This is a genomic window from Corynebacterium gottingense, assembly GCF_002285125.1.
Lineage (GTDB): Bacteria > Actinomycetota > Actinomycetes > Mycobacteriales > Mycobacteriaceae > Corynebacterium > Corynebacterium gottingense.
In genome coordinates, this window is sequence record NZ_NSGN01000015.1 from 1 (window position 1) to 7149 (window position 7149).

A 7149-nucleotide genomic window follows, 5' to 3' on the forward strand; every position below is an offset into this window, starting at 1 on the left:
CCACCGCACACCAACTGTTGACCATCATTGCGGAACGAGAAAACCGAGGAGCGACCATCGTGACATCCCAGTTCGCCCCCATCGAATGGTGCAAGTCCATCCCCGACGCTGTCATCGCTGAGTCGATTCTCAACCGGCTCGCCGTCGGTGCCGAGATCATCACACTAGAAGGAGACAACATGCGCCTGACCCACTAACCTCACCTAACCCCCAAAACGCCCGGGTGTTACTGGATACTCACCCGGGCGTTACTCGATCCTCACCATGGCGTTACTAAATCAGTGGTCTGAACAGGGTAGTGGTGAGTGGGGGAGCTGGCAAGCGTCGATAAGCGAGACGACCCGGGCAACGCGAAATCCCCGCACTCCGTCTGAACTGCTTTTCTCACTGGGCTCGAAGCAGTGACCCTTGGATTGCTACCAACGACGCACGCTGAGTCCCTGTTGCGGAAGAATCGCGGGGATGGAGTTTACTGACGGCGACCTCACGGAGCTCTGCGGCTGGGTACGAGCTTCGATGAGACTCCATCAACAGGGGTGGACTCCAGCACCCTTCCCCGAAAGATCCCAGACGTAGGAGGGTTAGCGTTTTCGGTGTCAAGAAGACCTGCCGCTTTCTCCCTCATCTGGAGAGAAGCCCTTGCACAGTTGCGAGAGCGCCACAGCCCCGACCGCCCGTTGGGGCGAAGAGCCAGAAGTAGAATTTCATGCTCTGTAGCTTCCCAATGGCGGCGGGGCCGTAAACCTTGTCTTGCCTCCGATTAGGCAAGGTCGTTCACGAGGCGCTCTGCGAGGTCCTGCGACGAGGCCGGGTTCTGACCGGTGTAGAGGTTGCCGTCGACGGCGACGTAGGACGCGCCCGGCTCCGGTGCCTTGGTGTACTCCGCACCAAGGGCCGCGAGGCGGTCCTCGAGCAGCCACGGTGCCTTCTCGGCGAGTCCAGCGGCGCGTTCTTCATCGTTGGAGAACCCGGTCATCTTGCGTCCGGAAAACGGGGAGCCACCCTGCGCATGCTCGGTGGCCAGGACAGCGGCCGGGGCGTGGCAGAGAAGGGCCACAGGCGCGTTGTCTGTCATGCGTTGGGTGAGGATGCGGGCGGAAGTCTCGTTGACCGGGAGGTCTTCCATTGGGCCGTGTCCGCCGGGGTAGAAGCCGAGGTCGTAGTCCGCGGACTCGACGTTGTCCAGGTTGAGCGGCTTCGCTAGCACCGGTTCCAGTTCCTCAAGCTTCGCCTTTACCGTCGCCAGGGTGTCTGCGTCGGCCGCGCCGTCACCCAGGCTCACCTGGTCTACGGTCGGAGCCTTGCCACCCGGCGTTGCCACGTCCACGTCCCAGCCGGCTTCGGTGAAGATCGAGTACGGCGTCACCAGCTCTTCGGCCCAGAAACCGGTGGGGTGGAGCGTGCCGTCGTTAAGCGTCCAATGCTCCGCTGCTGAAACAACCATAAGTACCTTGGTCATGTTGTCCTCCTAAAATTTGACGATCATTTTGCCGGTGTTGCCGCCCTCGAAAAGTTCGAGGAACGCCTTCGGCATGGTGTCGATGCCTTCTCGCACCGTGGTTTCGTAGCCAATCGATCCATCGACAACGAGTGGGGCGATCTTCTCCTGAAACTCCCCGGCGAGGTGCGAATACTGGCCGACCACGAACCCGCGCAGCGTCAGGCACTTGCCGATAGCGAGCCCCAGGTTCCGCGGCCCCGGCGCCGGCTCAGCGTCGTTGTACTGGGCGATTGCCCCGCACATCGCGATGCGGCCAAACGTATTCGCGTTCGCGATCGCGGCCTCGAGGTGGTCACCGCCGACGTTGTCGAAATAGACGTCGACGCCCTCGGGTGCCGTCTTGGCGAGCTGGCCTTCGACGTCGCCGTCCTTGTAGTTGAACGCTGCATCGAAGCCGAGGCCGGTGATGTAGTCGATCTTTTCCGCGGAACCCGCAGACCCGATCACCTTCGCTGCGCCCAGGTGCTTCGCAATTTGGCCTGCCGCGGAGCCCACAGCGCCAGCTGCGCCCGAGATGAACACGACATCGCCCTGCTTCATCTCGCCGACCGCTGTCAGCCCCACGTACGCGGTCAACCCAGTCAGGCCGAGGATGCCCAGATACGCCTCGGCAGGAGCGATGCTGGTGTCAATGTGTTCCGCCTGGTCCTCGTGCAACACAGCGTGGGTGCGCCACCCAGCAAAGTGCCGGACTGTGTCGCCCACTTTGAACTTTTCCGAGCGGGACTCTGTCACGGTGCCGACCGCAGTGCCGGTCAGCGGCTGGTCGATCTGAAACGGCTCGATGTAGGACTTCGTGTCGTTCATGCGGCCGCGCATGTAGGGGTCAACGCTGGCGAAGATGTTCTCCACAAAGATCTGGCCATCGGCCAGCTCGGGCAGCTCTACCTCTTCGAGTCGGAAGTTCTCGCTGCTCGGTGCACCCTCGGGGCGCGAGGCGAGAACCCATTGTTTAGCTGTAGTCAACGCATTCCTCCTTCGTGGTTATGTCACCTGAGTAACCGTAGGAACGCAGTGCGGGCCCTCGTTATTCCTTGCGCGCGGACCACACAGACCAAACGCGAAACCCCGCACTCCGAGGGGGCGCGGGGCCTTGCAAGTACTGCTCCTCCAACTGGGCTCGAACCAGTGACCCTTCGATTAACAGTCGAATGCTCTGCCAACTGAGCTATGGAGGAATATTTTCTTTGTTGCTCTGTGCAACGGTTAATCATTTTGGCGCATATCTGACGAAAAACAAAATCGCCAGTTCAGAAGGGGTAAATCGCGCATAAAGTACGCGCAAGTGTTAGTGTTTGATTCATGAATTCACGCATCATCGCCGCCGCTACCGCGCTCACGGTGGCCACCGCTTCGCTCACCGCCGCACCCGCCCACGCCGCGAACGGGGACACCGTCAATCTGGGCGGCATGCCCGTGGTCCGCCAGGACGCGTCCGAGATCGTGGACAGCATGAGCTCGGTGAAGAACAACTACGAAAAGGCCGCGGGCTCCAGCCTGGACGACCTGGTCGCGGGCAAGGGCGGCTCCTCCGAGCAGGGCAAGTCCACCACCGCGGAGGTTGTCCTCTCCGTCTTGTTTGGACTGGGCGCGGTCGCAGCGACCGGCTACTACATGGTGCAGGAGGGCATGATCCCCAACCCGCTGCCGGGCGTGCTGCCCTCGCCGCAGCCGAAGCAGGACACGGACAAGGACAAGGACGACTCGCGCCACCTGGATGACGGCGCAGCCTCGCTCAAGGGCCGCGTCTAGTCGCCCCACGTAGGGTGGGCCCATGCGTTTTATTGATCACGATGACGTCTTCAGCACGGTGACGCCGGCGGAGGCCGTCGAGAAGCTGCGCCAGACCCTCGCCGCGGGTTTCGACCCCGCCACGGACCCGCTCCGCACCAAGGTGCCGCTCCCGCACGGGGAGATGCACCTCATGCCGTCGGCGGCCGGCACCGCGGTGGGCGTGAAAATCCTGGGCATCCAGCCCGCGGGCTCCACAGTGGACGTCCCGCTCGTGCAGGGGTCCTACCTGCTCATGGACTCCGAGACGCTCACGCCGCACACGCTTATCGACGCCACCGCGCTTACCACCCTCCGCACCCCCGCAGCCTCAATCGCTGGGGTGCTGGACCGGCTCACGGCCTCGAACGAACCGTTGGACGTGGCCATCTTCGGCACCGGGGCGCAGGGCCTCGGCCACGCCGCGACCCTGGAAAGCGTGCTGGACGGGGTGCGCGAGCCGCGCATCACCTTCATCTCGCGTACGGAGCCCGCGGACCTGGCCTACCCCTGGGCCGCGTCCGGCTCCGCGGCGGCGCAGGACGCACTCGCCCGCGCCGGCCTGGTCATCACGGCGACCACGTCGCCTAAACCCATCGTCACGAGCGCGGAGCTTCGCGAGGACGCCACCGTCCTCGCCGTCGGCGCCCACACCGCGGACGCCCGCGAACTGGCCGCGGACGTCTTCACCGGCGCCCAGGTGATCGTGGAGGACCCGACCGTGGCCTACCGCGAGGGCGGCGACGTGGTGCTCGCCACCGAGGAAGGCACCGTGCGCCGCGAGGACCTCATCACGATGGCTCAGGTGGTGCGCGGCGAGGTCGCGCTCGACCCGGACCGCCGCGTGGTGTTCAAGACGGTGGGCATGCCGTGGCAGGACCTCGCCACCGCCCAGGCCGTCGCGCAGGCGGCCGAAAACCCGTTAGAGTAGTGGGCATGAAGAACACGCTGCTTTCCCTCGGCGTCGCCTCGGCCGTCGCCGCCACCGCCGTTTGTCCCGCCTACGCCGCCGAACCGGCCCAGGAGTCTTCGTCGCTGAGCCCCGGCGCCATCGCTGGCATTAGCCTGGGTGTGCTGGCGCTCGTCGGCGCCGGCAGCTACTTCGCCGTTTCGCAAGGGCTTATCGACGTCCCCGGTCTGGAGATCCCGGAGGTTCCGGGGCTTGGCGAGCTTGCCGCGCTGGCGGGCGCCGCCGGCATTGCCATCCCGGCGCTGGGTGCCGGTGCGGCCAAGGGCGGCGGCGCGAAGGCCGCCTCCTGCCAGCCGGGAGCGTTTGACCAGCTCGTCCCCGGGTGGCCCAACCACACCGGCACGAACGTGGACTACTGCGACGGCAAGTGGGCGGTTGCGGGCGCGAACCAGACCGACTGGATCGTCGCCTTCCGCGCTGACGGCGAGCAGTGGCACGTGGTCGAGCCCGACGGCAAGACGGAAACCGGTTTCAAGTGCTACAACACCGGCCGCCTGCGCGAGCAGGGCGCGCCCCAGGAGTTCACTGACAAGCTGCTCACCTGCGCGGCGTAGCTGCTACTGGCGCAGCGCCCGGGCCGCGATCGCGAGCTTGCGATGATTGGGCACGCGCACGCGGGTGGTGCGCAGCTGGGCCGGAGGGGTCGCCTCGATGCGGTCGGTGAGGTCCTCGAAGAGGGCGGTGGCAACCTTCACCGCCGGACGGACCCGGGCCGGCAGATTGGGGATCTGCTCCTTGGCCTGGGCGAGTTCGGTGCGGATTTGGGGGATGAAGGGGTGGGTGGGGGCGTCGATAAGCGAATGCTCGGTGTAGCTGCGGCCGAGAGCCGAGTCCTCGGCGACGTCGCGGAGGAAGTTGATTTTTTGGAACGCGGAGCCGAGCGCGCGGGCGCCGGTGGCGAGATCGGGGGTGAGCGCAGCTTCGTCGCCGCGGAAGAACACGCGCAGACAGAGCAGGCCGATGGCTTCGGCGGAGCCGTAGACGTAGTCGCCGAGCGGAAGGTCCGGCTGGTCGGGCAAGTCCGAGCGCATGGAGGCGAAGAAGGCGCGCAGCTCGGCCTCGGGGAAGCGGCACGCGCGGGCCGTGGCGGCAAAGGCGTGCAGGACGGGATCGGCGTGGAAGCGGTGCGCGGGCGCGTGGAGGACGGCGGCCTCGTAGGCGTCGAGTGCGGTTTCGGCGCACTCGTGGGCCTGGGCGGTGGTGCCGTCGACGATCTCGTCAGCGATCCGCACAACCGCGTACAGGTTGCGGATGTCCGTGCGCGTGGGCTGCGGCAGGAGCCTGGTAGCCAGCGAGAAGCTCGTGGAGTAGTGGGCCATGACCTGCGCGGCTGCGCGGTTGCAGGCGGCATCGTAGGTGTCGAGGTAGTGGCCGGTCATGGTGCATAAGCGTAGTTTGTTGGTGCGCGTGTGGAGGGCGTGGGTAGCATCGGGCCCATGATTATTCCGCTTGGATGGCCGCGGCCACGCGCGTTGGCGGGAGGGCTGCTCGCGCTGGGCGTGGTGATGCTGGTCAGCGCCCGGGAGCTGCCGGATTGGCGAGCACTCACGTTCCTGGGCCTGGCGCTGGCGGTGCCGAGCGCGGTGTGGCTCGCTGCGGATGTGTGGTTCGCGCGGCCGCGCGGGGTGCTGTGGTGGGTGCTCGTGGGCCTTGCCGTGGCGCTTGGTGTGTGGGGGATAGCACTGTTTCCGCCGCGGTGATTGGGAAATGCCCTGCGCAAGGAGAGGTTGACACGGGCAGAATTGGTGATTGCACTGCGGTCTTCGGGAGAGGCGATAGATGTGCCCGGGTTTTGTTCGTGTACGAGGGCAACGCAAGTCCAACTGTGCAAAATCTTGACCAAAAGCGCCAAAATCGGTTAAATTAAGACTACGACGAGCCGGATACCGGAACGTTGTCGCCTGGAGCCGCGTAGGCTCCAGAGCTTTTTCTGGGCTAAGGAAGCCACTTGCGCTCGTGGACGAGAGCGGGACCGAGTGCCTTTACGAGTCGCGCAGTTGCCCTGCGTGCCGACTTACTAGCGGTTGTTTCTTCTCGGTGGCGGCGCAGCACATAGACAGACATGTCTGCTGCCTGCACGCCCCTACTTTCCCTAGAGTCAACAAACTCGATGTCGCCGTCCACGCAAAGTAGTTTTTGACTGCGATAACCCGGAGTGCTGACGCGGGTAACTCCTTGGATTGCCTCGTTAAAATCGTCTTGCTGCGGCACCATGTCGGCGATGACCTTGCACATCTCCCCGTTGCGTGCGCAGTACTCATTGACGCGCTCAAGCGTGTGGCGGAGCGCCACCTCGTGAGGACTATCCGGGTACTTGTATCGCGCATTAAGCCGGTTAACATCAACGCCTTCAAGGTATACCCGGGCACCCGAGTTCTGTATTGCGTGCAGCACCTTTTGATAGATGGACACACACGCTCCAAAGTTGCCATTGAGGCTCTTCCAGTCGTCTAACCCATTCATCAAGGCATGGCCATGAAACTCAGGTGAGACAAGCCAGCCATTGCGTTCTCGCAGACCGTCAGTGAAGCGTCCTGGGTTTGGTTCCGCTTCTTTTACGGCCCTGTGTTGATGGGCTCGGTGAGATAATACTCGGTTTCTACTTCTTGTGGGGTGGCGTAGTCCAACGCCTCGTGAAGACGTTTGGTGTTCCACCAGTGCACCCACCGCAGGGTGGCTAGCTCGACTTCTCCTACTGATGTCCACGGGCCCTGGGCATGAATCAGTTCCGCCTTGTAGAGACCGTTGACGGTCTCCGCTAGAGCATTGTCGTAGGAGTCGCCGACTGTGCCGACACTCGGCCGGATCTCGGCTTCGGCCAGTGCGGTGGAGTACTTCAGTGACACGTACTGACTTCCCCGGTCACTGTGGTGTATCAGCTGGTCGCCGTGGATTCGACCGGCAGTCG

At 64.2% G+C, this 7149-nt stretch carries 10 protein-coding genes and 1 tRNA gene; 5 read left to right on the plus strand and 6 right to left on the minus strand.

What is annotated here, in order from left to right:
- On the plus strand, positions 1–197 hold a 197-nt coding region (locus tag CKJ82_RS11400), incomplete at its 5' end, for an ATP-binding protein (RefSeq protein ID WP_165765385.1).
- A gap of 563 nt (positions 198–760) precedes the next feature.
- Here the strand turns inward: CKJ82_RS11400 and CKJ82_RS11405 are convergent.
- The 3 genes from CKJ82_RS11405 to CKJ82_RS11415 form a co-directional block, all read right to left on the minus strand.
- Entirely contained in the window at positions 761–1459 is a 699-nt protein-coding gene (locus CKJ82_RS11405) for a type 1 glutamine amidotransferase domain-containing protein (protein WP_095538241.1), read from the minus strand.
- Between the two features lie 9 nt (positions 1460–1468).
- The gene (locus CKJ82_RS11410; RefSeq protein WP_095538242.1) at positions 1469–2467 is read right to left on the minus strand and encodes an NADP-dependent oxidoreductase; all 999 of its coding nucleotides are present in this window, start codon (positions 2465–2467) and stop codon (positions 1469–1471) included.
- A 139-nt stretch (positions 2468–2606) separates the two neighbouring features.
- A tRNA-Asn gene (locus CKJ82_RS11415) sits at positions 2607–2679 on the minus strand.
- A gap of 124 nt (positions 2680–2803) precedes the next feature.
- On the opposite strand from CKJ82_RS11415, the gene CKJ82_RS11420 reads away from it, so the two are divergent.
- Genes CKJ82_RS11420 through CKJ82_RS11430 form a run of 3 tightly spaced genes read left to right on the plus strand, consistent with a single transcriptional unit; the run spans position 2804 to position 4795 of the window.
- Positions 2804–3253 carry a hypothetical protein gene (locus CKJ82_RS11420; RefSeq protein ID WP_095538243.1) on the plus strand — a complete coding sequence of 150 codons (450 nt, stop codon included), beginning with the start codon at positions 2804–2806 and terminating at the stop codon, positions 3251–3253.
- 22 nt (positions 3254–3275) lie between these two features.
- Positions 3276–4202, plus strand: coding sequence for an ornithine cyclodeaminase family protein (locus CKJ82_RS11425; protein WP_095538244.1), 927 nt, complete (start codon positions 3276–3278; stop codon positions 4200–4202).
- A 5-nt stretch (positions 4203–4207) separates the two neighbouring features.
- On the plus strand, positions 4208–4795 hold the full coding sequence (locus CKJ82_RS11430) for a hypothetical protein (protein ID WP_133064077.1): 588 nt from the start codon (positions 4208–4210) through the stop codon (positions 4793–4795).
- Positions 4796–4798: 3 nt separating this feature from the next.
- On the opposite strand, the gene CKJ82_RS11435 is transcribed toward CKJ82_RS11430, so the two are convergent.
- Complete coding sequence (locus tag CKJ82_RS11435) at positions 4799–5620, minus strand: phytoene/squalene synthase family protein (RefSeq protein ID WP_095538246.1); 822 nt, start codon at positions 5618–5620, stop codon at positions 4799–4801.
- A 57-nt stretch (positions 5621–5677) separates the two neighbouring features.
- Between CKJ82_RS11435 and CKJ82_RS11440 the strand changes: the two genes are divergently transcribed.
- On the plus strand, positions 5678–5941 hold the full coding sequence (locus tag CKJ82_RS11440; RefSeq protein WP_133064078.1) for a hypothetical protein: 264 nt from the start codon (positions 5678–5680) through the stop codon (positions 5939–5941).
- A 235-nt stretch (positions 5942–6176) separates the two neighbouring features.
- Here CKJ82_RS11440 and CKJ82_RS11445 read toward each other — a convergent pair whose 3' ends face one another.
- Complete coding sequence (locus CKJ82_RS11445) at positions 6177–6653, minus strand: DUF3800 domain-containing protein (protein WP_240510771.1); 477 nt, start codon at positions 6651–6653, stop codon at positions 6177–6179.
- Positions 6654–6796: 143 nt separating this feature from the next.
- Positions 6797–7149 (minus strand): integrase core domain-containing protein (locus CKJ82_RS11450; RefSeq protein ID WP_165765436.1); only part of this gene is annotated, 353 nt, incomplete at its 5' end.

Coding starts and splice junctions, on each gene's coding strand:
- CKJ82_RS11420 (WP_095538243.1), top strand. CDS start 2,804: ATGAATTCACGCATCATCGCCGCCGCTACCGCGCTCACGGTGGCCACC.
- CKJ82_RS11440 (WP_133064078.1), top strand. CDS start 5,678: ATGATTATTCCGCTTGGATGGCCGCGGCCACGCGCGTTGGCGGGAGGG.
- CKJ82_RS11405 (WP_095538241.1), bottom strand. CDS start 1,459: ATGACCAAGGTACTTATGGTTGTTTCAGCAGCGGAGCATTGGACGCTT.
- CKJ82_RS11425 (WP_095538244.1), top strand. CDS start 3,276: ATGCGTTTTATTGATCACGATGACGTCTTCAGCACGGTGACGCCGGCG.
- CKJ82_RS11430 (WP_133064077.1), top strand. CDS start 4,208: ATGAAGAACACGCTGCTTTCCCTCGGCGTCGCCTCGGCCGTCGCCGCC.
- CKJ82_RS11435 (WP_095538246.1), bottom strand. CDS start 5,620: ATGACCGGCCACTACCTCGACACCTACGATGCCGCCTGCAACCGCGCA.